This window comes from Sphingomonas populi, from assembly GCF_004208535.1.
Taxonomy (GTDB): Bacteria; Pseudomonadota; Alphaproteobacteria; order Sphingomonadales; family Sphingomonadaceae; genus Sphingomonas; species Sphingomonas populi.
On sequence record NZ_SGIS01000015.1, the window covers coordinates 85,376 to 107,784 of the forward strand.

The 22,409-nt window shown below is 67.3% G+C and carries 21 protein-coding genes and 1 tRNA gene; 8 read left to right on the forward strand and 14 right to left on the reverse strand.

Going from position 1 to position 22,409, the window contains the following annotated elements:
• The 3 genes from EWE75_RS11510 to EWE75_RS11520 all read right to left on the reverse strand — a co-directional run bounded on the left by EWE75_RS11510 (window position 1) and on the right by EWE75_RS11520 (window position 4,659).
• On the reverse strand, window positions 1-1,104 hold the full coding sequence (locus EWE75_RS11510) for a glycosyltransferase family 4 protein (RefSeq protein WP_165388354.1): 1,104 nt from the start codon (window positions 1,102-1,104) through the stop codon (window positions 1-3).
• Entirely contained in the window at window positions 1,101-2,597 is a 1,497-nt protein-coding gene (locus EWE75_RS11515; RefSeq protein ID WP_130157540.1) for an oligosaccharide flippase family protein, read from the reverse strand. Before EWE75_RS11515 ends, EWE75_RS11510 begins: the two co-directional genes overlap by 4 nt.
• 115 nt (window positions 2,598-2,712) lie before the next feature.
• Window positions 2,713-4,659 (reverse strand): OPT family oligopeptide transporter, encoded by a 1,947-nt coding sequence (locus EWE75_RS11520; RefSeq protein ID WP_130157542.1) that lies wholly within the window; start codon window positions 4,657-4,659, stop codon window positions 2,713-2,715.
• A 109-nt stretch (window positions 4,660-4,768) separates the two neighbouring features.
• On the opposite strand from EWE75_RS11520, the gene EWE75_RS11525 reads away from it, so the two are divergent.
• Together EWE75_RS11525 and EWE75_RS11530 are read left to right on the forward strand one after the other, a co-directional pair.
• Window positions 4,769-5,599: a diacylglycerol/lipid kinase family protein gene (locus EWE75_RS11525; protein WP_130157544.1), complete on the forward strand. Its 831-nt coding sequence runs from the start codon at window positions 4,769-4,771 to the stop codon at window positions 5,597-5,599.
• Window positions 5,600-5,612: 13 nt separating this feature from the next.
• On the forward strand, window positions 5,613-6,380 hold the full coding sequence (locus EWE75_RS11530) for a metallophosphoesterase family protein (protein WP_130157546.1): 768 nt from the start codon (window positions 5,613-5,615) through the stop codon (window positions 6,378-6,380).
• A gap of 108 nt (window positions 6,381-6,488) precedes the next feature.
• On the opposite strand, the gene mtnA is transcribed toward EWE75_RS11530, so the two are convergent.
• The 5 genes from mtnA to EWE75_RS11555 form a co-directional block, all read right to left on the reverse strand.
• Window positions 6,489-7,520, reverse strand: a complete 1,032-nt coding sequence (mtnA, locus tag EWE75_RS11535; protein ID WP_130157548.1) for an S-methyl-5-thioribose-1-phosphate isomerase — start codon at window positions 7,518-7,520, stop codon at window positions 6,489-6,491.
• Between the two features lie 112 nt (window positions 7,521-7,632).
• Entirely contained in the window at window positions 7,633-8,265 is a 633-nt protein-coding gene (gene mtnC, locus EWE75_RS11540; protein WP_130157550.1) for an acireductone synthase, read from the reverse strand.
• A complete protein-coding gene (locus EWE75_RS11545) occupies window positions 8,262-8,801 on the reverse strand; it encodes a 1,2-dihydroxy-3-keto-5-methylthiopentene dioxygenase (RefSeq protein ID WP_130157552.1) in 540 nt (179 codons plus the stop codon). The genes mtnC and EWE75_RS11545 overlap by 4 nt, the downstream gene beginning before the upstream one ends.
• A complete protein-coding gene (locus tag EWE75_RS11550; protein ID WP_130157555.1) occupies window positions 8,798-9,415 on the reverse strand; it encodes a methylthioribulose 1-phosphate dehydratase in 618 nt (205 codons plus the stop codon). The genes EWE75_RS11545 and EWE75_RS11550 overlap by 4 nt, the downstream gene beginning before the upstream one ends.
• A 23-nt stretch (window positions 9,416-9,438) precedes the next feature.
• Window positions 9,439-9,512, reverse strand: a tRNA-Gly gene (locus EWE75_RS11555).
• Between the two features lie 95 nt (window positions 9,513-9,607).
• Between EWE75_RS11555 and EWE75_RS11560 the strand changes: the two genes are divergently transcribed.
• Window positions 9,608-10,909: a methyltransferase family protein gene (locus EWE75_RS11560; RefSeq protein ID WP_165388355.1), complete on the forward strand. Its 1,302-nt coding sequence runs from the start codon at window positions 9,608-9,610 to the stop codon at window positions 10,907-10,909.
• Here the strand turns inward: EWE75_RS11560 and EWE75_RS11565 are convergent.
• From EWE75_RS11565 to msrA (EWE75_RS11585), 5 genes are all read right to left on the reverse strand, one after another.
• Window positions 10,906-12,279: a glutamate--cysteine ligase gene (locus EWE75_RS11565; protein WP_130157557.1), complete on the reverse strand. Its 1,374-nt coding sequence runs from the start codon at window positions 12,277-12,279 to the stop codon at window positions 10,906-10,908. The two genes, EWE75_RS11560 and EWE75_RS11565, sit on opposite strands and share 4 nt — an antisense overlap.
• Window positions 12,280-12,499: 220 nt before the next feature.
• Window positions 12,500-13,240, reverse strand: coding sequence for a 16S rRNA (uracil(1498)-N(3))-methyltransferase (locus EWE75_RS11570; RefSeq protein ID WP_130157559.1), 741 nt, complete (start codon window positions 13,238-13,240; stop codon window positions 12,500-12,502).
• Window positions 13,240-15,549, reverse strand: a complete 2,310-nt coding sequence (locus EWE75_RS11575) for a ribonuclease R family protein (protein WP_130157561.1) — start codon at window positions 15,547-15,549, stop codon at window positions 13,240-13,242. The genes EWE75_RS11570 and EWE75_RS11575 overlap by 1 nt, the downstream gene beginning before the upstream one ends.
• Before the next feature lie 18 nt (window positions 15,550-15,567).
• On the reverse strand, window positions 15,568-16,302 hold the full coding sequence (locus EWE75_RS11580; RefSeq protein ID WP_130157563.1) for a potassium channel family protein: 735 nt from the start codon (window positions 16,300-16,302) through the stop codon (window positions 15,568-15,570).
• 151 nt (window positions 16,303-16,453) lie between these two features.
• On the reverse strand, window positions 16,454-17,002 hold the full coding sequence (gene msrA / locus EWE75_RS11585; protein ID WP_130157565.1) for a peptide-methionine (S)-S-oxide reductase MsrA: 549 nt from the start codon (window positions 17,000-17,002) through the stop codon (window positions 16,454-16,456).
• Between the two features lie 104 nt (window positions 17,003-17,106).
• On the opposite strand from msrA (EWE75_RS11585), the gene galE reads away from it, so the two are divergent.
• The 3 genes from galE (at window position 17,107) to msrA (EWE75_RS11600) (ending at window position 20,494) form a co-directional block, all read left to right on the forward strand.
• Window positions 17,107-18,105 carry a UDP-glucose 4-epimerase GalE gene (galE, locus tag EWE75_RS11590; RefSeq protein WP_130157567.1) on the forward strand — a complete coding sequence of 333 codons (999 nt, stop codon included), beginning with the start codon at window positions 17,107-17,109 and terminating at the stop codon, window positions 18,103-18,105.
• A gap of 246 nt (window positions 18,106-18,351) precedes the next feature.
• Window positions 18,352-19,749, forward strand: a complete 1,398-nt coding sequence (locus EWE75_RS11595; RefSeq protein WP_130157569.1) for a M20/M25/M40 family metallo-hydrolase — start codon at window positions 18,352-18,354, stop codon at window positions 19,747-19,749.
• Window positions 19,750-19,828: 79 nt separating this feature from the next.
• The gene (gene msrA / locus EWE75_RS11600) at window positions 19,829-20,494 is read left to right on the forward strand and encodes a peptide-methionine (S)-S-oxide reductase MsrA (RefSeq protein WP_130157571.1); all 666 of its coding nucleotides are present in this window, start codon (window positions 19,829-19,831) and stop codon (window positions 20,492-20,494) included.
• A 35-nt stretch (window positions 20,495-20,529) separates the two neighbouring features.
• On the opposite strand, the gene EWE75_RS11605 is transcribed toward msrA (EWE75_RS11600), so the two are convergent.
• A complete protein-coding gene (locus EWE75_RS11605; RefSeq protein WP_130157573.1) occupies window positions 20,530-21,009 on the reverse strand; it encodes a hypothetical protein in 480 nt (159 codons plus the stop codon).
• 183 nt (window positions 21,010-21,192) lie between these two features.
• Here EWE75_RS11605 and EWE75_RS11610 point away from each other — a divergent pair, with 183 nt between their 5' ends.
• Window positions 21,193-21,465 (forward strand): hypothetical protein, encoded by a 273-nt coding sequence (locus tag EWE75_RS11610; protein WP_130157575.1) that lies wholly within the window; start codon window positions 21,193-21,195, stop codon window positions 21,463-21,465.
• Between the two features lie 48 nt (window positions 21,466-21,513).
• Complete coding sequence (gene ung, locus EWE75_RS11615) at window positions 21,514-22,215, forward strand: uracil-DNA glycosylase (protein ID WP_130157577.1); 702 nt, start codon at window positions 21,514-21,516, stop codon at window positions 22,213-22,215.
• The last annotated feature ends 194 nt before the right edge of the window (window positions 22,216-22,409 follow it).

Here is a 22,409-nt window from a genome sequence, read left to right on the forward strand (position 1 = left end):
TCAGCGGAGCTGATCGATCAGCGCGCGGAAGCGCCGGGCGCGGATGTCGAAGCTGAACTGCTGTTCGTAGAGCGCGCGGCCCTGGCCGGCGATGGACGCGCCGAGCGCTCGATCGGTCAACACCGTGTCGATCGCGCGTAGCCAGTCGGCGGGATCGTCGGGATCGCACAGCATCGCGCTGTGGCGATCCGCGACCATGCGGGTCACCGAGGGGATGCGGGAGGCGACCACGATCCGCCGCGCCGATAGATATTCGACGATCTTGAGCGACGAGAGATCGTCCGCGCGCACGAACGGCGATCCATCCCCGCCGAAGCCGGCGCGGTCATAGGGCGCGAGACCGACCCGGAAACTCGCCAGCGCCGCGGCGACCTCGCTTGGGTTCACATAGCCGGCGAGCGTGACGTTGGGGAGCGCCGACAGCCGCGCTGCGGTGGGTGGGTCGCGTGAAGGATCGCCGTACAGGACGACGCTATAGTGCGGTGCGAGCTGAGCGATGGTCTCTACGAAACCGACGCCTTTGCCGGGCATGAAGCTGCCGATGAAGCCGATATCGTACAGCGGCTCGACTTTGCCGTCTGCGCCGAAGTTGCGCGCCGCGCTGGCGATGATGGTGGGTTCGCCGCCCTTGGCGCGAAGCAACGGATCGAGTTCGTCGACCACCCCTTGTGACAGCGCGGCGATACGCAGCCGGTTCGGCCGGACGAGATGCAGCAGCCGGCGCCACAGCGCCCAATGTTTGAACGTGTTCGAATGCTGGTGCAGTTCCAGCACGGTCCGCCGCCCTAGCAGCGCGGTCAGGATCGCGACCTGCGGCATGCGAGTGATGACGATCGCCCGCGCGAACTCGGCCCGGCCTGCGGCGGCGGCAAAGGCCGGATACCGTCTGGCGCTATCGGGCACGTCGAGATGCTGAAACGTCACACCGGAATGCGGCTGGTAGGTTGCGGCGATCTCCGCCGACGTGCCGCCAGTGGGGGATATCACGCACACGCGTTCCCCGGCGGCGGCGAGCGCGGAGCATAGCCCGATTACCGCACCCGAGTTGGCGGCCTTGTTGGGCAAGGTCTGGCCGTAGAGATAGACGATCGTCGGCGTGGTCACGCGCCGCGACCGCGCGTGAGGATCATGGTTCGCAGGGTGCGCTCCACCAGCCACGGCGGCGCGGCGAGCAGGATCGCACCGATGAATCCGACATCCGCCGCCGCGACCAGCACCTCGCCGGGCCAATAGCTCAGACGGGTGACTGCGAACGATATCAAGACATGGAACGCCACCAGAAGCGTAGCCAGCGCGGCGGCGCGGGCGTGGATCAGGACCACGCGGCCAAGACTGGCGTGGACCAGCCGGACCGCCTGACTCAAAGACAGCAGATAGAACAGCCACACCGCGACCGACGTACTGAGTGCGATCCCGGTGGATTGCCAGCGCACTGCGATCAGCGCGCCCGAGCCTAGCGCGACGAGATAGAGCAACTGGCGCACCGCCGCCGATCGCGCGCGGCCGAACCCGACCAGCACGCTTTCCGACACCTTGTAGCCGCAGCGCGCGACCAGCGCCGAGAACAGGATCTGGACGAGCGGGATCGTCTCCAACCATTGCGTGCCGAGCAGCGCGCGCACGATCGCCTCGGCATGGAGGCAGGCGAGCGCGCCGGCGATGGCGAATACCGGCACCGCCACTGCCAGCGCACGTTCGAACGTGTCGCGTGCTGCGCCGCCGCCGTCCTGTAACCCCGCGAACACCGGCACCAGCACGCGCTGCATCGGCCCGCTCGTCGCGGAGACGGCGATGTCGAGCAGCCGCCAGCTTCGCGAATAAAAACCGAGCTGGGTGAGGCTGAGGACATGCCCTGCGATAAGATTGGTGCTGGAGAGCGCCGCCCAGTTGAGCAACTGGTTGAGCGCGAAAAACCCCTCGGTTGCGCCGAGTTCGGACAGGCCGGCGCGCGATATGGTGATCCGCCACGGCAGCCGCGCCTTGCGCGCGACGATCACCGTCTCGACAAGGCCCATCGAGATCGTCCCCAGCAGCAGCGACCACGCGCCATAGCCGGCGACGGCGAGCGGCACCGACACGATCAGCGATCCGAACGGCGCCGCGACCAGCGAGGCGAGCGAAATCTCCTTGTAGCGGCGCTCGCGCTGCAACACTGCGCAGGCGATCACGAACACCGCGCGCAGCAGGATCACGATCGTCGCGGCGGCGATCAGTTCGGCGAGCTGGTCAAAATGGAAGAAGCGCTCGATCAGTGGCGATCCGGCGATCAGCGCCACCGTCAGCACCACCGCGACGAGCAGGCAATTGCCGAGCGCGACCCGCACCCGTTCGCGGTCAAGCTGCGGGCTGCGGATGATGCCGACCCCGAACGTACCGTCGAACACCGCCATCGACAGCGAGATGACGATCATCACCGGCACGAGCTGGCCGAATTGCTGCGGTGTCAGGAAGCGCGACAGGATCCCGGTGGTGACGATCGACAGCGCGATGTTGCTGGAACGCCCGGCGATCAGCCAGGCGAGTCCGCCTGCCGCGCTCTGTGATCGCTTGGGAGTGCGGGCCGTCCTGCCTGGAGCCACCGCTTCGAGTATCGTCATGCACCTATCCGGTCTGCGGTTGCGTCCCGGTCTTAGATGCTGCGCATGCGAACCGGAACGCCGCGACCCGGCGAATCGCGGGCAGACGTCTCCGAAATGGTCGTGATTGCGGGCGCTACCGCGCGACCGCCATCGTCCGCCGATATAGGCCAGCCGCCAGTGCGATGAAGCACAATGTCCCGGCGATCAGCGCGATGCCGGCAAAGCCCGGCCCGACCAAAGCGAGCGGCGCGTCGCTGCCGGTCAGATACACGATGAACGCGAACGCGACGCCCCACAGGCTCTCGCCGACGATCAGCCCGGTCGCGGTCAGCGTGCCCATCCGCTCTGCCACTTCGGGATTGCCGCTGCGGCGCGCCCAGCGATCGTAGAAGAAACCAACCACGGAGCCGGTGACGGTCGGCAGGATCACCGACATCGGCAAATAGATGCCGAGCGCGACGCCGAGCGGCGGCAGCCGCAGCAGCTTGAGCTGCCCGAGCAGTTCGTCGAGCACGATCAGCGCCACGCCCGCGAGTGCGCCGTAGCCGAGCATCGTCCAGTTGGCGTCGCCCGACAGCACGCCCTTGGCGAGCGCCGAGATCAACCCCGCTTGCGGCGCGGCCAGCGCGTTCGGCCCGGCGCCCGGCGCGCCGACGAAGCCGATGCCGGTGTTGAGGACGTTGAGCACCGGCGGGATGATGAGCGAGCCGAACACCACGCCGATCACCAGCGCGACCTGCTGCTTCCACGGCGTCGCGCCGACGAGCTGGCCGGTCTTGAGATCCTGAAGGTTGTCGTTCGAGATCGTCGCGACCCCGAACACGATGCCGGTGACGATCAGCGCATAAGCGATCAGCGCGCGCGTGGTGTCTTCGCCGGGATGCTGGCCGAACAGCCCGACCAACAGCAGCGCCGAGCCGATCGCGGCGAGGATGCCGATCCCCGACACTGGCGAATTGGACGCGCCGATCAGCCCGGCCATATAGCCGCACACCGCCGCGATCATCAGCCCGGCGACGAGGATGAAGACGAGCGCGCCAGCGATCAGCAGCACCGCCGATCCCGACAGCGCGCCGCCCGCCAGCACGTCCCACAGCAGCCACACGATCGGGAGCAAGGTCAGCAGCGCGGCGGCGCCGACCCACAGGATCGGCAGGTCGCGTTCTTCGAGTGCCAGCGTCTCGCCGCCTTTGCGCGCGGCACTCGCCGCCAGCGCGGAACGAACACCGCCGAGCACCGGGCCGGCAATCCGCAGCAGCGTCCAGATCGCCGACACGCCGATCACGCCCGCGCCGAAGAAGCGCACCTGCCCCTTGAAGATCGCGCCGACCCAATCGGCGACGTCGCCGGGCATCGGCTGCGCGGCGGTCATCAGTGGCACCAGCACGAACCAGCCGATGACGAGGCCGAGCCCCATCGCCGCACCGACCGAAATGCCGACAAGATGGCCGACGCCTAGCAAAGCGAACGAAAGGCTCCCAGAAATCCCCGTCGCGCCCGCGCCAACGCGGAAAGCGGTGGCGGCGGTGTCGGTGATGATCTTGGTCTGCGTCGCGATCGCGAAGCCGGCAGAGGCGAGGCTGTTGACGACCAGCACTTTCAGGCCGGCGGCACTTTCCTCGCCGCCCTCGCGCGATCCCGCGCCGACTTCGAGCACTTCGGCGGCGGCGACACCCTCCGGGTAGGGCAGGTCGGTATCGACCACCAGCGCGCGCCTGAGCGGCACCGAGAACATCACGCCGAGGATACCGCCCGTCGCGGTGATGAGCGCGGTCTGCACATAAGGGAAGCCCTGCCACCAGCCGATCATGACGAGGCCGGGCAGCACGAAGATGATCGCCGACAGCGTGCCCGCTGCACTCGCGATCGTCTGGACGATGTTGTTCTCCAGAATCGACCCGCCCGGCAGCAGCCGCAGGATCGCCATTGAGATCACCGCCGCCGGTATCGAGGTGGCGAAGGTCAGCCCGACCTTCAGGCCGAGATAGACGTTGGCGGCGGTGAAGAAGAGCGTGATGATCCCGCCGAGGATCACACCGCGAAAGGTGAGTTCGGCGAGCGGCTTGGCGGTGGTCTGCATCGTTCGAGGTTGCCCGATCGCAAGCCAGAAGCACAGCCCTTTTTCTCCCTCCGCCTTCGGGAGAGGTTCACCGAATGGGGCCTTTTTCGCCTCCGCGCGTTGGCGCGGCATGAAGAGCATCTGGTTCATCACCAACCCCGCGTCCGGCTCGGCCACCGGCGCCAAGGTCGATGCGCTCGTCGCGGTGTTCGAGGAGCGTGGGCTGGCGCTGGTCGGCCGCACCGCATTCCCCAAGGACGACCTGCCGACCGGGGACGCGCTCGACGCGGCCGGCGCCGATACCGTCGTGCTGTTCGCGGGCGACGGCACGATCAACGCCGCCGTCTGCGCGCTCGCCAAATGGGACGGCGCGATCCTGATCCTGCCGGGCGGCACGATGAACCTGCTCGCCAAGGAACTGCACGGCGCTGCCGACCCCGCCACGATTATCCATGCCGCGCACGAGCGCGGCGAGATCGTGTCGCTGCCGTTCGTCGAGGCCGGGCGGCACCGCGCGCTGGTCGGGCTGATCCTCGGCCCGGCGACGAGCTGGGTCCACGCGCGCGAACTGGTGCGGTCGGGCAAGCTGCGCGGGCTCGTGCGCGCGCTGCGGCACGGGATACGGCGCACCTTCTCGCGCGGCATCCGGCTGGAGGGCGTGCCGGGGCTCGAGCATCACGCGCAGGCAGTGTTTGTGCGACCGGGCAAGGAACGGCTCGATATCGCCGCAGTCGATGCGCGCGATTTCCGCTCGATCGCGGCGCTCGGCTGGGAGTGGCTGACCGGCGACTGGGTCGCGGCGCGTGCGGTGACGCAAGTGTTCGCCGAGCGCTTCCGCATCGGCAGCCGCAAGCCTGTCCTCGCCTTGTTCGATGGCGAGCCGGTGATGCTCGACCCCGCCACGGAGATTTGTGGCGGCGAGACGAGGAAGATGTTCGTTCGTACGCTGAAGGCAGGTTAACCGGGGAAATGCGATGATCCGACTGTTCCACGTCAGCGACGTGCATTTCGGCCGGGAGGACCGCGAGGCGATCGCGTGGTTCAATGACGTCGTCCACAAGGAGCAGCCCGATGCGGTCGTGATGACCGGCGATCTGACGATCAGGGCGCGCCGCCGCGAGTTCGCCGATGGTCTCGCCTGGTTGCAGGGGCTTGGCGTGCCGGTGACGGTCGAAGTCGGCAATCACGATCTGCCCTATTTCAATCTGTTTGAGCGGTTCTTCCGTCCGTATCAGCGCTATGCTTCGGTGGAGCGGATGATCGAACAGCCGCTCGAACTGCCCGGCGTGACGATCGTGCCGATGGTGACGACCGCACGCTTCCAGTGGCGGTTCAACTGGTCGAAGGGCTATGTCGCGCGAGGTGAACTCGCCAAGACGCTCGCGCTGGTCCGCGCGGCCCGGCCGGATACCCGCGTCTTCATCGCCTGCCACCACCCGCTGATCGAGCCGCACACGCGCATGTCCGCGCAGACGCATCGCGGTGCCGAGGCGTTGCAGGCGCTCGCCGAGGCCGGGGCGGACGCGGTGCTGACGGGGCATGTCCACGATCCGTTCGATATCGCCCACGACATCGACGGCCACCCGATCCGGCTGATCGGCGCGGGGACGCTATCGGAACGCACCCGCGAGACGCCGCCGTCGTTCAACGAGATTCGCGTTGGCGCTGACGGCTTTTCGGTCAAGGTTCGCACGCTCGCGCCGGAGCCGGATGTGCGATTGCCGGTGGAGCAGGTGGCGTAGCGGTTTCTCCTTACGTCACCCCAGCGCACGCTGGGGGTCTTTGTGGGGCGAATTTAGTGGAAGACCCCAGCTTGCGCTGGGGGTGACGAACTCTGCCGGGCGTGGAGGTCAAATCCGGTCGAGCAGCCCCCGCTCGGTGAGATAGCCGGTTACCAGCCGCGCCGGCGTCACGTCGAACGCTGGATTGGCGGCGGACGACGCGGTGACGCGGATTCTGCCGCCTTCGCCTGTGACATGCGTCACCTCGGCCTGCTCACGCTCCTCGATCGGGATGTCGGCGCCGGTCGCGGTGTTCGCATCGAAGGTCGTGTAGGGCAGCGCGACGTAGAACGGCACGGCGTTGTCGTGCGCGGCGAGCGCCTTCAGATAGGTGCCGATCTTGTTGCAGACGTCGCCGTTCGCGGTGACGCGATCGGTGCCGACGATCACCGCATCGACTTGCCCCCGCATCATCAGGTGCCCGCCGGCATTGTCGGCGATGACGGTGTGTGGAACGCCATGCCCGGCTAACTCGAACGCGGTCAGCAAAGCGCCCTGGTTGCGCGGGCGAGTCTCGTCGACCCAGACGTGGACTGGAATGCCGGCATCGTGCGCGAGATAGATCGGCGCCGTCGCGGTGCCGTAATCGACCGTGGCCAGCCAGCCGGCATTGCAATGGGTGAGGATGTTGAGCGGGCGATCGGGGTGCCTGGCGTGCAGATCGCGCAGCAGCGCGAGGCCGTGCTCGCCGATCGCCTTGTTGAGCGCGACATCCTCGTCGCAGATCGCATCGGCGCGCGCGAACGCGGCGTGCGCGCGGTCGCCGGGCGCGAGTGGGCGCACCGCTTCGGCGACCTGTTCCAAAGCCCAGCGCAGGTTGACCGCGGTCGGCCGCGCCTCAGCGAGCAGCGTGAAGGCGGCGTCGAGGCTTGCGTCCGAACCATCCTGGGCGAGCGCCATCGCTAGGCCATAGGCTGCGGTGGCGCCGATCAGCGGCGCGCCGCGCGTCCACATCTCGCGGATGGCGATCTCTGCGTCGCGCGCCGAGCGAAGCTCGACCCAGACGATCTCCCACGGTAACCGCCGCTGGTCGAGGATGCGCGCGCCCTTGCCGTCGGCGGTACGGGTGATCGAGCGTTGATGCGTGTTTTCGAGGATCATGTTGCTATTCCCTCCACCCGTTCCCCCGCGAAAGCGGGGGTCCAGAGCCAAGAACGGCATCGCTGCTTGGCTCTGGACCCCCGCTTTCGCGGGGGAACGGGTTCAGTGTTTCTCAAACGGATACCTCGTCGAACGTCGCGATATCGCCAGCGCCGCCGGCGCGGTCGATCAGCAGCGCCTCCATCCCGGCACTCCGCGCCGCGGCGATCTCCTCCGCGATGTCGGACAGGAACAGCACTTCATCGGCCGCAACGCCGATCGCGTCGGCGATCTTCGCATAGGACGCCGCTTCGCGCTTTGGCCCGGTCGTCGTGTCGAAATAGCCTGAGAACAGCGGCGTCAGATCGCCCGCATCGCTGTACCCGAACAGCAGCTTCTGCGCAGCGACCGAGCCGGAGGAGAACACGTACAGCGCCACCCCCGCCGCATGCCAGCGCCGCAGCGCCGCCACCGCATCGGCATAGACATGGCCGGTGAAAGCGCCGCTCGCATAGCCGTCCGCCCAGATCATGCCCTGCAGCGTCTTGAGCGGGGTCGCCTTGCGGTCCTCGTCGATCCAGCGCAGCAGCGTGGCGATCGGATCGCCGGGCTCAGCCGCTTCGACTTCAGCGAGGATTGGCGCGGCTTCCGCCGGGTGTGCCGCCACATACGCCGGCAGATGCGCGCGCGCATAGGGGAACAGTATGTCCGCGACGAACGACAGGCTCGTCGTGGTGCCCTCGATATCGGTGAGGATCGCTCTCACGCGGTCGCCGGTTCGTGGCGCGGGAAGCGCTCGGCGATGGCGTCGCCGGTGAAGCGCGCGATCCAGCCATCGGGGTTGCGGAACAGCCGGATCGCGGTGAAGCTCGGGGCTGGCCCCATGTCGAACCAGTGCGGCATGCCCGCCGGCACCGAGATGAGATCGCCCTGCGTACAGAGCATGTTGAACACGCGGCCGCCCGCGTGGAGCGTGAACAGCCCTTCGCCAGCGACGAAGAAACGCACTTCGTCCTCGCCGTGGGTATGTTCGGACAGGAACTTCTGCCGCAGCGTGGCGCGCTCGGGATGGTCGGCGGTCATCGTGATCGTGTCGACCGAGAGATAGCCGCCCTCCGCCTTGAGCCGCGCGATCTCGGGCGCATACGCGGTGAGGATGTCGGCGCCGCCGGTTTCGCGTGTCGCCCAGCGCTCGAACCGCACGCCGACCAGCGCCAGTTCGGCGGCGATCCGCGCGCCGTCCTCGGTACCGAGCAGCGCGGTGGCGCCATCGGCCTCGTCGAACACCTGCAAGCGGCTCATGCCCTGAAACTCCTCTCGGCGCGTTCGGTCGCGACCATGAACTCGATCGCTTCGATCACGCGCTCGGCCTCCGCCATGTCGCTGCCCCAGCCGTACAGGCCGTGGCTGCGGATAAGATAGGCCGGCGGTGCGCCCGCCGCCAGCAACGCGGGCGTGATCGCGGCATCGATCACCGCCATGTCCTGGCTGTTGTCGACGATCGGCAGGACCACGGAGGCATCGTGCGTAACATTGCCCGGGAGCGCCTTGAGCATCTCATGCCCGGTGAAGGTGAAGCCATCGCCCGCCACCGCGCGGCTCAGCCCGACGCTATCCGGGCTGTGGCTGTGCAGTACCGCGCCCGCTTCCGGGAACGATCGGTAGAGGGCGAGGTGCAGCGCGGTTTCCGCCGAGGGCCTTTTGCCGTCGAGCGACGCGCCATCGGCGGAGACGCGCATCACGTCGTCCTCGCTCAGCCGCCCCTTGTGCCGCCCCGACACGGTGACCGCGAAACTGCCGTCGTCGAGCCGCACCGAATAATTGCCCGAGGTTGCCGGCGCCCAGCCCTTGCCGTCGAGCCAGCGCCCAACCGCGACGATCTGCCGCCTCGCCTCGGCGAAGGAGATGGCGGTCATGCGTGTGGCTCTACCGGAAAAGGTGGAGCGGGTAACGGGAATCGAACCCGTGTATTCAGCTTGGAAGGCTGCTGTACTACCATTGTACTATACCCGCGTTGCGCGGGGAGATACCGGCAAGCCGCCGGCTGTGCAAGCACCCTCGAAGAGCTTTACGCGGCGCTAACCCTTGCCGCGCTACACGCCGCGATGATGTTTCACGATACCGACCTCGCGCGCGCCGCGCGTCTCGCCGATCCCCGGCCGCGGTCTGCGGTGAGCACCGGCTGCGGGCTGGCCGGCCTGGCCGGACTGTTGCTGTGGGTGGCGCTCGCGCGAACCTACGGCATGGACGGGCCGTATGCGGCGCTGCTGAACGTCGTCGCGTGCGGGCTGCCGATGGTGGTGTGGTCGGTGTTCGTCGACAAGGTTCACCGCAATCCCTCGACCGGGATCGACTGGTCGGCCGCCAAGCCTCTGCGTGAAACCTATGAGATCAGCCTGACCAAACTCGCGGGGCTGTGGCTCACCTGGGCGGGAATCGGCGTGGTTTATGGGCTGGAACGCTTCTATTGGGAGGGGAATTACAGCTTCGCGATGGGGTGCCTCGGCATCGCCGCGCCGGTGCTGTTCGCTGCGTCGATCCCCTATGTGCTGGTGCTGGACCGCTATCTGGTCGAACCCAGGGATGGTGCGTGGGCGCTCGGCGCGTGGTTGATGGGCCTCGATGAGCCGATCTCCGTGCAAGCGATCTACGCGCATCTGCGGAGCTGGGCGGTGAAGGGCTTCTTCCTCGCCTTCATGCTGGCGATCGTGCCGCCCGGCTTCGGTGACTTCATCCGCGCCGACACGGGGCTGGTCCTCCACGATCCGGTCGCGCTTGCCAACTGGCTCATCACCTTCATGTTCGTGATCGACGTCGCCTTCGCGACGGTCGGCTACATCCTGACGCTGCGCCCGCTCGATTCGCACATCCGCAGCGCCAACCCGTTCGCGGCGGCGTGGACGGCGGCGCTGATCTGCTATCCGCCGTTCGTGCTGATGGCCGACGGCGGTGTGCTCGATTACCATCCCGGCACGCGCGGGCCGGACGGCTGGACGATCTGGCTGGGCGGGCACCCGGTCCTGCTCGCCGCGACCGGCGCGGTGCTGGTCGCGCTGACCGCAATCTACGCCTGGGCGACGGTGGCGTTCGGCCTGCGCTTCTCGAACCTCACGCATCGCGGCATCCTGACGCACGGGCCGTACCGCTTCACGCGGCACCCGGCCTATCTGTCGAAGAACTTGTTCTGGTTCATCTCGACTTTGCCGTTCCTCACGACGGGCAACTGGGTGGACGCAGTGCGCGCGACCGGGCTGATGGCGGTGACGGCTGGCGTCTATTACTGGCGCGCGAAGACCGAGGAACGGCATCTCGGCATGGACCCGGACTACCGCGCCTATTCGGAGTGGATGGCGCGCAATGGCGCGGTGCCACGCTTCTTCGGCTGGGTAGCGGGTCGGCGGAGCGCCTAGAACTTCATATCCTCGTACACCCGGCTGACATCGCCGCCCCAGGCGCCGTGATACTTTTCGAGCAGCACTTCCGCCGGCACCTTGCCGCTCCGAACGATCTCGCGCAGCGGGTCGAGGAAGCCGGTTTCGTTGCTGCCGCCCGCATCGAGCCGCGCGCGCGCCGATAGGCCGGCATGGGAAATGTCGAGCACGTCGCCGGCGATGTCGCGCAAGCGTCGTCCGCCCGCGATCGGCGCATCGAGGCCGAGCTTGGGCACCGACGAGCGTAGCGTCTCGCGCTCTTCCATCGTCCAATGCTTGACCACGTCCCACGCAGCGTCGAGCGCGGCATCGTCGTAGAGCAGCCCGACCCACAAGGCCGGCAGCGCGCAGATCCGGCCCCACGGCCCGCCATCGGCACCGCGCATCTCCAGGAAGGTCTTGAGCCGCACTTCGGGGAAGGCGGTCGAAAGGTGATCGTTCCAGTCGTCGATGGTCGGCAGTTCGCCGGGCAGCACCGACAGCTCGCCCTTGAGGAAATCGCGGAAGCTCAGCCCGGCAGCGTCGATATACTTGCCTTCGCGGTAGACGAAGTACATCGGCACATCGAGCGCATATTCGGCGTAGCGCTCGTAGCCGAAGCCGTCCTCGAACACGAACGGCAGCATGCCGGTGCGCGCCGGATCGGTGTCCGACCAGATATGGCTGCGGTACGAGAGCATGCCGTTAGGCTTGCCTTCGGTGAAGGGCGAATTGGCGAACAGCGCGGTCGCGAGCGGTTGCAGCGCGAGGCCGACGCGGAACTTCTTCACCATGTCGGCCTCGCTCGCATAGTCGAGATTGACCTGGATGGTGCAGGTGCGCAGCATCATGTCGAGCCCCATGCTGCCGACGCGCGGCATGTGGCGCAGCATGATCGCATAGCGGCCCTTGGGCATGATCGGCAGCTCGGCGCGGGTTTTGTCGGGCCACATGCCGAGCCCGAGGAAGCCGATGCCGAGCTCGTCGCCAACTGCCTTGACCTGTTCGAGATGGCGGCCGGTCTCAGCGCAAGTCTGGTGGAGGCTGTCGAGCGGCGCGCCCGAGAGTTCGAACTGGCCGGCGGGTTCGAGGCTGAGGCTGCCGTCCGCGCCCGACATCGCGATAACGTTCCCGTTCTCGATCACCGGCTCCCAGCCGAAGCGCTGGAGGCCCATCAGCAAATCGCGGATGCCACCCTTTTCGTCATAGCTCGGCGCATGATGATCGGAGAGCGCGTAGACGAACTTCTCGTGCTCGGTGCCGATCCGCCAGCGGTCCTTCGGCTTTTCGCCCTTGGCGAAACTCGCGATCAACTGGTCGCGGTGCTCGATGACCGCGTGCTTGGCGGAAGAGGCGGTCTTGGTGCTCATCGCCGCGCCTTAGCGGGGCGTGGAGGGCGGCGCTAGAGGGTGGCGAAACGATCGGTACAGAATCCATGCTATCGTCACCCCAGCGCAAGCTGGGGTCTCGTGCGGCAGTCATGCGCCGACGGCAAAGCCGTCGGCCGGGTTCAGGGCTTCGCCTGACCCGCCGGCCGTTCGCGGCGATGCGCTGGTGCGCAGCGGCGCGTGGACGCGCCTTCGCCGCGAATCACCAATCCCCCTTTGCCGCCATCCACAGACTCACCGCCGCCGCCGCCGCCGTGTCGGCGCGCAGGATGCGCGGGCCGAGCGATATGCCGATCGCTTGCGGCAGCGCGCGGATCGCGTCGCGTTCGGCGTCGTCGAAACCGCCCTCGGGGCCGATCAGGATCGCCGCCGCCGCGCCGCCCGCCTGCATCGCCGCCAGCGCGGGCACGCCGCCGGCCTCGTCGGCGAAGAACAAGGTGCGGTCCTCGGGCCAGTCGCGCAGCAGGCCGCTGAGCTTCACCGGCTCGGCGAGATCGGGGACGGCGGTGCGGCCGCATTGCTCCGCCGCCTCGACCATATGCGCGCGCAGCCGTTCGAGGTTGAGCCGATCGACTACGGTGCGCCGCGTCAGCGTCGGCATCAGCCGCGCGACACCAAGCTCGCAGGCTTTCTCGACGAGCCAATCGACCCGGCCCTTCTTGAGCGGCGCGGCGCAAAGCCACAGATCGGGCACATGTTCGCGCTCGCGCAGCCGCTCGGTCACGTCGAGCAGCAGATCGCGTTTGCCGACCATGCTCGCCACCCCGAGCCACTCCCCCGACACGCCATCGAACAGCTTGACCGGATCGCCCACCTTGGTCCGCATCACCGAGACGAGATAATGCGCCTGCGCGCCCTCGATACGGATCTGGCCGGGGCCGAGCGGCTGTTCGACAAACAGCCGCGGCGTCGATTGCGGTGGCCAGGCGGGCGTGGCGACCATCAGCGGCGTTTGCCCTGATGGCGGATGTTCGCGGGACGCCCGCGCCGCTTGATGACGCGCGGGCCGGCGCGGTCCTCGCGGGCGGGGCGGCTTTCGCCCTCGACCATCTCGAAGCGGAGAGCGCCCGAGACCGGATTCGACTCGGCCAGCCGCAACTTCAGCCGCATACCGCTGGCATATTCGGTGCCGGTATCTTCGCCGACCAGCCGCTTGCCGGCGTCGTCGTAACGGAAATATTCGCGGCCGAGATCGCGCACCGGCATCAACCCGTCGCCGCCGATCCCCTCGACCGTGGCGAAGAAGCCGAAACTCGCCACGCCGGTGATCCGCACATCGACGATCTCGCCGATGCGGGTCGCCAGGAAGGCGGCGACATAGCGGTCGATCGTGTCGCGCTCGGCCTCCATCGCGCGGCGTTCCAGCATCGAGATCGACTGACCGATCTTCTCCATTGCCGCCGCCTCGCCCTCGGTCAGCCCGCCGGGCCCGAGCTTGTACGCATCGACCAGCGAACGGTGGACGAGCAGATCGGCATAGCGCCGGATCGGTGAGGTGAAATGTGCGTAAGACCCGAGCGCGAGGCCGAAATGGCCGTGGTTGCCCGGCGCGTAATAGGCCTGGGTCTGCGTGCGCAGCACCTGCTCCATGATTTGCGGGCGGAAATCCGCGTCACCCAGCTTGTCGAGGATATGGTTGAACGTGCCGGGCCGCACGACCTGGCCGAGCGCGAACTCGACGCCGAAGGTCTTGAGATAATCCTTGAGCGCGACGAGCTTCTCGCGGCTGGGCGGCTCATGGACGCGGTACATCACCGGCGCCTTCTTCGCCTCGAGCGCCTTGGCGGCGGCGACGTTGGCGGCGATCATGTAATCCTCGATCAGCATATGCGCGTCGAGCCGCTCGCGCGGCGCGACCGAGAGGATGCGGCCCTTCTCGTCGAGCATCACCCGGCGTTCGGGGAGATCGAGATCAAGCGGCGCGCGCGCGGCGCGGGCTTTGGAGAGCGCTTTCCAGCAACCCCACAACGGGGTGAGGATCGGCAGCAAATCCCCCTCCCGCTCGCGGGAGGGGCTAGGGGAGGGCGTGTCCTCGCTCGCGTCCGTCTGCGGGGACAGGCCCTCCCCCGACCCCTCCCGCGATGCGGGAGGGAAGGAGGTTGCGCTATCCATGATCGCCTGCGCGTCCTCATAGGCGATGTTCGCGACCACCCGAATTACGCCGCGCGTGAAGCGCCAACTCGTCAGCGTGCCCTTCTCGGCGATGCACAAATGGCAGACCAGTGCCGCGCGATCGACGCCTTCTTTCAGCGAGCAGATGTCCGCCGACAGTTCCTCAGGCAGCATCGGTACGACGCGGTCGGGGAAATAGACGCTGTTGCCGCGCCGCCGTGCGTCCTTGTCGAGCGCGCCGCCGGGGCGGACGTAGAAGCTGACGTCGGCGATCGCGACGATCGCCTGCCAGCCGCCGGGGTTGGCGGAATCGTCGTCGGGCGCGGCCCACACCGCGTCGTCATGGTCGCGCGCATCGGCGGGGTCGATTGCGACGATCGGCAGGTGGCGCAGATCTTCACGATCCTCGCCCATATGAAGCGCGGCGACGCGGTGGGCTTCGTCGATGGCCTCGGGGGCGAAGGCTGTTGGAATACCGAGTTTGTGGATCGCGATCATCGAGAAGCTGCGCGGCGCGAAGGGGTCGCCGAGGATCTCGGTCACGCGCGCGGTGATGCGCGGCGGGCGGCCTGCCTTTTCCGCCAGCACGAGATCGCCGGGCTTGGCGCCGCCTGCGTCGGAGACCTGGAACTCACGGCGTTCCTTCTTCTCGACGCCTTGCAGCCAGAGCTTGCCGCCCTCTTCGTGGAGCACGCCGAGGATCAGTTCCTCGCCGCGCGCTAGAGCTTTCATTGGATGTGCGATCCAGCCGTTGCAGGCTTCCTCGGTGCGCGCCAGCACGCGATCCCCCACGCCGAGCGCGCCGTGCTTGCGCTCGCGCACGCGCAGGCGGGGGGCGGGCGTTTCCGCCTCCCAGCGCTCGGGCACCGCCCAGACGTTGCCGCCGTCATCGACATCGGCGATGCGCAGCACGGTGACCTTGGGCAGACCGCCGAGCTTGTGGAAGGCGCGACCGGGGGCGCTGTCGATCAGCCCCTCGTCGGCCATGTCCTTGAGCAGCGCCTTGAGCGCGATCTTGTCCTGCGCGCTGAGGCCGAAGGCGCGCGCGATCTCGCGCTTGCCGGCAGGCGTGGGGGAGGAGGTGATGAAGTCGAGAACCTGCTCGCGCGTGGGCAGGCCGGGCGGGGTACGCTTGGGCATCGGCCAGAGATAGGGTGGTTACGCGCCCACGTCACCTTTTCCCGAAGGGTCATCGGCATGGGCGAGATGCAGCGCGACCAGCCGGGCGAGCAACGTCGCCGGGAAGAGGTGCCCGAACACCGATTCGAGATTGACGAGGCTGCGCGCGATCGGGTGCATCGGCACGATATCGCCGAAGCCGGTTGTGGTGATGGTGACGAGGCTGAAATAGGTGAGCGCCGCCGTCCGCGCGCTGGCGGGGTTGGCGAAGCGTAGCCCGTCCGACATGACGATCGCACCCGGCGCGCGCGTCTCGATCAGGCCATAGGCGATCGCGAACAGTTGCGCGACGTTGAGATAGACCAGCACCGCGCCCTGCAACCGATGGCCGGTGACGCGGCCCGGGCCGAAGACGTGCCGCGCGATCAGCGCCGTCACCAGTCCGTTGAACACGAACGCGGTCAGCGCGATCGATTCGTGCATCGTGACTGCGGCGAGGCCGCGCGACGCGACCGCCTGTTCGCCGAGGATCGGCCCTACCGCCAGCGCCGCCAGCACGGCGAGCAGCAGCGCGCGCATCATCCGGTTGTGTGCGAGCACCGCGACCGAGACGGCGGCGAACACGAGATGCCCCGCGTCGAGCACGACATGCCAGCCGGGATGCTGCGCCGATAGCGGGATCGCCACGAACAGCGACACCGCCTGCACGATCAGCAAGGCGCTGAGCGCGCGGTCGGCGTGTGGGGGTGGGGTGGAAGCGGAGGGCGCGGTCATGGTCCGCGCTTATCGCCAATGCCAACGAATGGGGCATGAACGAAGCGCGTCGCCCCGGCGCAGGCCGGGGCCGTTGCGTAATTTGGCGGAACGACCGTTCCACAACCCAGCGGCCCCGGCCTGCGCCGGGGCGACGAGGATTACGCCGCGCTTACGCCGTCGCGTCGGCGGCTTTGGAGCGTTTCGCGAAGCTTTTGCGCAGCTTGGCAAGCTTGGGCGGGATCACCGCCAGGCAATAGGGATTGCGCTGGCCTTCGCCTTCCCAATATTCCTGATGATAATCCTCGGCCGGATACCAGTGCGAGGCCGGCTCGATCGTCGTGACGATCGGCTTGGGCCAGTCCGCGCTCGCGCGTTCGATCGCGGCCTGCGCTTCCTCGCGCTGGTCGGGCGAGGCGGGGAACAGCGCCGAGCGATATTGCGTGCCGACATCATTGCCCTGGCGGTTGAGCTGCGTCGGATCGTGCGTGGCGAAGAAGATGTCGAGCAGATCAGCATAGCGAACCTGATCCGAATCGAAGGTGACGCGGATCGCCTCGGCATGGCCGGTATCGCCGCCGCACACCTGCTTGTAGGTCGGGTTCGCCACCGAGCCGCCGATATAGCCGCTCTCGACCTTCTCCACGCCGATCACGTCGGCGAACACGGCTTCGGTACACCAGAAACATCCGCCCGCGAATGTCGCGACTTCGCTCGCCATTATCTGCTCCTTCTTGATTACAATGAAGATAGGGAGCGATTGGCGCGGCGCAATCTCCGGTGGTAGGCGCAGGCACGGGTGCGATGCAGCATAGGGGTGATTCGATGATCGACGGCGCGGTGCTGGTGACGGGCGGAGCGGGCTATATCGGCAGCCATGCGGTGTTGGCGCTGCTCGATGCGGGCTATCGCGTCGTGGTGGTCGACAATCTCGTGACCGGGTTCGCCTGGGCGGTCGATCCGCGTGCGATGCTGGTCGAGGCGAACATCGAGGATGACCATGCGGTGCGCGCCGCGATCCGCGACCACGGGGTCAAGGCGATCATGCACTTCGCGGGATCGGTGGTGGTGCCTGAATCGGTGAGCGATCCGCTCAAATATTATCGCAACAACACCGTCGCGACGCGCGCTTTGCTCGAAAGCGCGGTGGCGTGTGGCGTGCCGCACTTCATCTTCTCCTCGACGGCGGCGACCTATGGCACGCCGACCAAGATCCCGGTGGTCGAGACCGATCCGACCGTGCCGATCAACCCCTACGGCATGTCCAAGCTGATGACCGAGGCGATGCTGCGCGATACGGCGGCGGCACACCCGATCAACTATTGCGCGCTGCGCTACTTCAACGTCGCGGGCGCCGATCCGCAGGGCCGCTCGGGCCAATCCACCGCCGGCGCCACGCATCTCATCAAGGTCGCGGTCGAGGCGGCGACCGGCAAGCGCGCCTCGGTCGGCGTGTTCGGCACCGATTTCGACACGCCCGACGGGACCGGCGTGCGCGATTACATCCATGTTAGCGATCTGGCGGCGGCGCATGTCGCCGCGCTCGACCTGCTCACCGCCGATCCTGCCAAGAGCCACACGCTCAACTGCGGCTACGGGCGCGGCTTCTCGGTGCTGGAGGTGCTCGACGCGGTCGATCGTGTCACCAACGTGCATATTGAGCGCAAGATCGAAGGCCGCCGCGCGGGCGACCCCGCCGCGCTGGTCGCCGACAACAGCGCGATCCTCAAGGCGCTCGACTGGCGCCCGCAGCGCGACGACCTCGACCTGATCGTCCGCGATGCGCTGGCGTGGGAGCGCGTGCTCGCCGAACGCGACGCGTAGACCTTACACCCTGTCGGGCGAAGGCGAGCCCCCGCGAACTCCTGTTCTCCCGCGAAAGCGGGAGAACAGGGTCGGGACCGTCGCGGGTTGGGGTTTTGCTTGGCGCTGGATTCCCGCTGTCGTGGGACGCGAGAGTATGATCCGGGGTCGCAGGCCTCCCGCAGCGGTATCGCCTGCGCGGTTTCGCTCGACTTTTCTGCCCGCCGCACGCTAGCCTTTGTTTTTATACCAAAAGGGGCGGGGCGGATGCGAAGGATGGCGATGGCGCTCGGGTTGGGCGCGGCGATGCTTCCGGCGACCGCGTCGGCGCAGGCTCGGCCCGATCAGCAGCCGTTCTTCACGCTCTACAAGGAGCTGGTCGAGACCAACACCACGCTCTCGACCGGGAGTTGCACCGACGCCGCCGCCAAGATCGCGGCGCGGCTCGAGGATGCCGGCTATCCGGCGCGCGACATCACTTTGTTTTCCGCGCCCGACCACCCCAAAGAGGGTGGCATGGTCGCGATCCTGCCGGGCAGCGACCCTTCGGTGAAGCCGATCCTGCTGCTCGCGCATCTCGACGTGGTCGAGGCCAAGCGCGAGGACTGGCAGCGCGATCCGTTCAAGCTGGTCGAGGACGGCGGCTATTATTACGCGCGCGGCGCTGCCGACGACAAATCGATGGCGGCGATCTGGGCGGACAGTTTGATCCGCTTCCGCCAGTCGGGCTATCGCCCCAAGCGCACCATCAAGCTCGCGCTGACCTGCGGCGAGGAGACGACCTATGCCTTCAACGGGGCGGCGTGGCTGGCGAAGACCAAGCCCGATCTGATCGCCGCCGAGTTCGCGCTCAACGAGGGCGGCGGCGGGCGCTACGGCGCGAACGGCAAGCCCGAGGTGCTCGCGATCCAGGTCGGCGAGAAGGCCGCGCAGAACTACACGTTCGTCACCACCAACCCCGGCGGCCACAGTTCGCAGCCGACCGTGGACAATGCGATCTACCAACTCGCCGACGCGTTGAAGGCGGTGCAGGGGTATAGCTTCCCGGTACGCTTCACCGACACCACGCATGCCTTTTTCAGCGCGATGGCGGCGACCACGCCGGCGCCCGTGGCCAACGCGATCCGGCGGTTGCTCGCCAACCCCGACGAGGCCGAGGCGGCGGCGCTGCTGGCCCGCGACAAGACGTTCAATTCCACGCTGCGCACCACCTGCGTCGCGACCTTGCTGTCGGCCGGCCATGCCGAGAACGCGCTGCCGCAGCGCGCCACCGCCAACATCAACTGCCGCATCTTCCCCGGCGAGACGGTCGAGGGCACGCTTGCCAAGCTGAAGGAGCTGGCCGGGCCGAGCGTGACCGTCTCCGCCAACGCGCCGATCCGCCCGACCGCGATCCCGCCTGCGCTCGACCTGAAAATCCTCGGACCGGCCAAGGCGGTCGCCGAGCGGCATTTCCCCGGCGTGCCGATGCTGCCGCTGATGTCGACCGGCGCGACCGACGGTATCTTCTTCGAAGCGATCGGCATTCCAGTTTACGGCGCGCCGGGGTTGTTCTTCGATGCCGATGGCAATGGCATCCACGGGTTGAACGAGCGGATCGGCGTGAAGTCGCTCTATGAAGGGCGCGATTATCTCTACGATCTCGTCAAGGCCTATGCGGGCTAGGGGCGTTTAGCGTGGGTTCAGCCGAGGGGGTGTAAATCCGCCGCGTGCCACCGATATCGGTGGCATGGAGAATTTGGCGATGAAGACCGTGCTTGCAGGATTGAGCGTCGCTGGCATTGCGACCTTCGCACTCTCGGGTGGCGCAGCGAGCGCCGAGCGCGCGGTGCCGGTCCCGGCGGCGTTGCACGACGTCGCCAAGACCGGCGGTAGCCAGGTGGCGGTGCTGGCGGGCGGTTGCTTCTGGGGCATGGAAGCGGTGTTCGAGCATGTCAAAGGCGTGAAATCGGTGACGGCGGGCTATGCCGGTGGCACCGCGCGCACCGCCACCTACGAACAGGTGAGCAGCGAGACCACCGGCCATGCCGAGGCGATCCGCATCGTCTATGATCCCGCGCAGGTCAGCTACGCGACGCTGCTACGCGTCTATTTCTCGGTCGCGCATGATCCGACCACGCTCAACCGGCAGATGCCCGACAGCGGCACCAGCTATCGCTCGGCGATCTTCCCGCAGACCCCGGCGCAGCGCGCGGTCGCGGCCGATTATATCGCTCAGCTCGGCCAGGCGCATGTGTTCAAGGCGCCGATCGTGACCAAGCTGGAGAGCGGCGGTTTCTTCCCGGCCGAAGACTATCACCAGCATTTCTACGACCGGAACCCGACCTATCCGTACATCGTGCGGTGGGATAAGCCCAAGGTCGCCGCGTTCAAGGCCGGTTTCCCGTCGCTGGCGACCAAGGCGGCGTGAGCTAAGGACCGGCGATCGTCGCGATCGACAGCCGGTCAGGCGCGGCGGCGCAACGTCATCCATGCCGCTGCCGCGACCGCGATCAGCACTGCGGTTTGCGACAGAAGCACCGCCGGCTCACCTCCAGTCGGGGCGAGCGCGTGCAGCGCGGGAATTTTCTGGTAGCTCTGCACCACCAGCACCACCATGTTGAGCCACTGCGCGATCAGCGTCGTGGCAAGATAGACTCGCCGCCACCCGCCGCCGAGCCGGGCACCATACAAAGCGTATAGCGCGACCGCGAGCAGCACGAGCGACACCGCGCCAAAGATGTGCGGCGGCCCGATCGGTTTGGGCGGGAACAGGAAGCCCGTCGCGCTCGTCAGGATCGTGAAGGCGAGGAACACCGCGTTGACGGTGCCGGGCCAGCGCCCGCGTGACACGGCAATGAAGAAGATGATGCCCGCACCGATCGCGATCAGGCTGATCGCGACGTGGAGCAGGGTGAACGCATGTACCGAAAGCCCGAGAACCATCTGCGTTCCTTTCGATCGTACGCTCCAATCATAATCGAAATCCACCCCTGAAGCGAGTCAGTTATGAAGGCGTAACGAATGCAGATATGTTTATAATGGCGGGTATAAAATATTATTTTACCGTGACTTAATCGATTGTCGCCGATATGGACGCAAAAAAAAGGCGTCCATGTGTCGTATAAAATGGCCCTCGGTGCTGGGTTCCTCGTCGTCGTCGCGGTCGCAATCCCCCATCTAGCCATGTTGGCCGCGCCGGGCGCGGACGTGCGGCCCGTGTTGCGGGTGGTGGCTTCGACCGCACGCCTGCCCGCGTTCGTTCCCGCGCCGGTGATCTCAGCGCCAACCGCGGTCGCAGCGGATGGCGGCCTTCCCGAATCCGACACGGTCTACGGCGATGCCAAGACCGCCGATTTCGATCCCGAACATCCGCCCGCGCGCATGGGCGAACCCGGCTGACGCTTGCGTGTTGACAGGCGCGGTGGCGATCCGCCAGCAAGCGCCGAGATGAGCGACCGCATTACCCTCCATCCCGAGTGGCGCACCGCGCTGCAAGCCGAGTTCGACAGCCCCTATATGGCCGAACTCAAGGACTTCCTCGTCGCCGAGAAGGCGGCGGGCGCGCGCATCTTCCCCAAGGGCGGCGAGTGGTTCCGCGCGCTCGACCTGACCGCGCCCGCGTCGGTGCGCGTCGTCATTCTCGGGCAGGACCCTTATCATGGTGAGGGGCAGGCGCATGGCCTGTGTTTCTCGGTGAAGCCCGGCGTGCGGACGCCGCCGAGCCTCGTCAACATCTACAAGGAAATGCAGGCCGATCTCGGCATCGCGCCGGCGCGGCACGGGTTTCTGGAGCATTGGGCGAAGCAGGGCGTGTTGCTGCTCAATTCGGTGCTGACGGTGCGGATGGGTGCTGCCGCCTCGCACCAGGGGCGTGGTTGGGAGCGGTTCACCGATGCGGTGATCCGCATTGTGGCGGCATCGCCCGAGCCGATCGTGTTCCTGCTGTGGGGCGCCTATGCGCAGAAGAAGGCGGCGTTCATCGAAGATGTGACGCGCGGCGGGCGGCATCTGGTGCTCAAGTCCGCGCATCCCTCGCCGCTGTCGGCGCATAACGGATTCCTCGGGAGCCGGCCGTTTTCGAAGGCCAACGCTTTCCTGCGCGAACAGGGCCGTGAGCCGATCGACTGGGCTTTGCCGGCTATACTCTAACAATGCTCTCACACCCGTTCGTGTCGAGCGAAATCGAGACACCGGCCACAGCGTTCGTGGCTTGTCCCTCGACTTCGCTTGTGTGTTGGAAATGTGCATACTGGCGATTGCCGGGACGGGGTGGCCACCCCGTCCCGGCGGCGGATGTGAGGCCGTTCGACTTCGCGATCTTGCAAGATCGTTGCTGAGCAGGG

What these genes read in the sequence shown, in the direction of transcription:
- EWE75_RS11515 (WP_130157540.1), bottom strand. Translation starts at nt 2,597, where the DNA reads ATGACGATACTCGAAGCGGTGGCTCCAGGCAGGACGGCCCGCACTCCC.
- EWE75_RS11520 (WP_130157542.1), bottom strand. Translation starts at nt 4,659, where the DNA reads ATGCAGACCACCGCCAAGCCGCTCGCCGAACTCACCTTTCGCGGTGTG.
- EWE75_RS11525 (WP_130157544.1), top strand. Translation starts at nt 4,769, where the DNA reads ATGAAGAGCATCTGGTTCATCACCAACCCCGCGTCCGGCTCGGCCACC.
- EWE75_RS11530 (WP_130157546.1), top strand. Translation starts at nt 5,613, where the DNA reads ATGATCCGACTGTTCCACGTCAGCGACGTGCATTTCGGCCGGGAGGAC.
- mtnA (WP_130157548.1), bottom strand. Translation starts at nt 7,520, where the DNA reads ATGATCCTCGAAAACACGCATCAACGCTCGATCACCCGTACCGCCGAC.
- EWE75_RS11545 (WP_130157552.1), bottom strand. Translation starts at nt 8,801, where the DNA reads ATGAGCCGCTTGCAGGTGTTCGACGAGGCCGATGGCGCCACCGCGCTG.
- EWE75_RS11550 (WP_130157555.1), bottom strand. Translation starts at nt 9,415, where the DNA reads ATGACCGCCATCTCCTTCGCCGAGGCGAGGCGGCAGATCGTCGCGGTT.
- EWE75_RS11560 (WP_165388355.1), top strand. Translation starts at nt 9,608, where the DNA reads ATGTTTCACGATACCGACCTCGCGCGCGCCGCGCGTCTCGCCGATCCC.
- EWE75_RS11565 (WP_130157557.1), bottom strand. Translation starts at nt 12,279, where the DNA reads ATGAGCACCAAGACCGCCTCTTCCGCCAAGCACGCGGTCATCGAGCAC.
- EWE75_RS11570 (WP_130157559.1), bottom strand. Translation starts at nt 13,240, where the DNA reads ATGGTCGCCACGCCCGCCTGGCCACCGCAATCGACGCCGCGGCTGTTT.
- EWE75_RS11575 (WP_130157561.1), bottom strand. Translation starts at nt 15,549, where the DNA reads ATGCCCAAGCGTACCCCGCCCGGCCTGCCCACGCGCGAGCAGGTTCTC.
- EWE75_RS11580 (WP_130157563.1), bottom strand. Translation starts at nt 16,302, where the DNA reads ATGACCGCGCCCTCCGCTTCCACCCCACCCCCACACGCCGACCGCGCG.
- msrA (WP_130157565.1), bottom strand. Translation starts at nt 17,002, where the DNA reads ATGGCGAGCGAAGTCGCGACATTCGCGGGCGGATGTTTCTGGTGTACC.
- galE (WP_130157567.1), top strand. Translation starts at nt 17,107, where the DNA reads ATGATCGACGGCGCGGTGCTGGTGACGGGCGGAGCGGGCTATATCGGC.
- EWE75_RS11595 (WP_130157569.1), top strand. Translation starts at nt 18,352, where the DNA reads ATGCGAAGGATGGCGATGGCGCTCGGGTTGGGCGCGGCGATGCTTCCG.
- msrA (WP_130157571.1), top strand. Translation starts at nt 19,829, where the DNA reads ATGAAGACCGTGCTTGCAGGATTGAGCGTCGCTGGCATTGCGACCTTC.
- EWE75_RS11605 (WP_130157573.1), bottom strand. Translation starts at nt 21,009, where the DNA reads ATGGTTCTCGGGCTTTCGGTACATGCGTTCACCCTGCTCCACGTCGCG.
- EWE75_RS11610 (WP_130157575.1), top strand. Translation starts at nt 21,193, where the DNA reads ATGGCCCTCGGTGCTGGGTTCCTCGTCGTCGTCGCGGTCGCAATCCCC.
- ung (WP_130157577.1), top strand. Translation starts at nt 21,514, where the DNA reads ATGAGCGACCGCATTACCCTCCATCCCGAGTGGCGCACCGCGCTGCAA.